The sequence below is a fragment of the Variovorax cryoconiti genome (assembly GCF_051216395.1).
Taxonomy (GTDB): domain Bacteria; phylum Pseudomonadota; class Gammaproteobacteria; order Burkholderiales; family Burkholderiaceae_C; genus Variovorax.
The window spans coordinates 1-1,218 of record NZ_JBPJZI010000046.1 but is presented as its reverse complement, the minus strand read 5'-3'; the positions used below and the strand labels follow the sequence as shown (position 1 = coordinate 1,218).

Sequence of the window (1,218 nt, the reverse complement as noted above, 5' to 3'; positions counted from 1 at the left end):
AAAAGGGGGAGGCCATCGGTCCGCTGGGCAAGGCCGCGGCCGCCGCCATCAAGGCCGGCGATGCCGAGGGCCTGATTTCCAACTGGCGCGCCATGGTGGCCGAACGCAAGAAGGCGCGCTACTACTGGTTCACCTTCTATCCGAGCTTTGCGACGCTGCTGCCAGCCGCCGTCGGCGTGCCGTTCTGGAATGCGATCGCGGGCGAAACCGAGAGCGACAGCATCGGCATGATGCTGGCCACGCACGGCCTCGCCGTGCTGCCGGGGCTGGTGGCCATGGTGCGCTCCAAGCCCACCGACAACCTCTCGTACGCCCTGAACTACGGCGCTGCCGAGTTGGCCATACCGGCCGCGCGCGCCTTTGCCAAGCTCAAGACGCTGCGCGCCGAAGGCCGCGAATGGCTGCTGAAATACCCGGAACACGCCGCCGCCGGCTTGATTGCGCCCGCACTCGGCAGGGCCGGCGAAGCACGCGACTGCGCGGGTTCGGCGCTGCGCCTGCTGCAGGCCAACGGCCACGAGGCGTTGCTGCTCGAAGTGGCCGGCCGCTACAACAAGCCCGAAGTGGTGGAAGCGCTGCGCGCCGTGCTCGACGAAAGCCCGCTCGACCGCTTCCCCACCAAGCGCGCGAAGCTGCCCGAGTTCTGGCAGCCGCGCGGCTGGCGCCGGCCCACGCTGAAGAATGGCAAGGCCCTGCCCAACGACACGCTCGACAACCTCGGCCAGATGCTGACCTTTCCGACCAACGAGGAAATCTACGGCGGCATCGCCGTGGCCAAGGAGGCTTGCGACGCCGACTCACTCGCCGAGTTCGCGTGGGACGCTTTCACCGCCTGGCTCGAAGCCGGCGGCCCCAGCAAGGAAGGATGGGCGCTCACCGCGCTCGGCTTCTTCGGCAACGACGACACCGCGCGCAAGCTCACGCCCTTCATCCGCGCCTGGCCCGGCGAGGCCGCGCATGCGCGCGCCGTGACCGGGCTCGACGTGCTCACCACCAAGTCCGTGCGCACCGTCGTGGCCTTCGGCGACTCGATCACGATGGGCACCGCGGAGGGCAACTTCGGGGCCTACCCCGACATGCTGGCCACTCGCTTGCGTGATACGCCGCGCGACGGGCAAGACGTTGCGGTGCTCAATGCCGGCATTGGCGGCAATCGCCTGCTGACCAACGGCTTGGGGCCCAGCGGCCTCTCCCGGTTCGAGCTCGATGCACTGCGGC

1 pseudogene is annotated in these 1,218 nt (G+C 69.1%); it reads left to right on the top strand.

The features are described 5' to 3' along the window. Nucleotides 1-92: 92 nt before the first annotated feature. A pseudogene (locus ACSFA2_RS25590) lies at nucleotides 93-1,218 on the top strand (hypothetical protein); the annotation flags it as partial.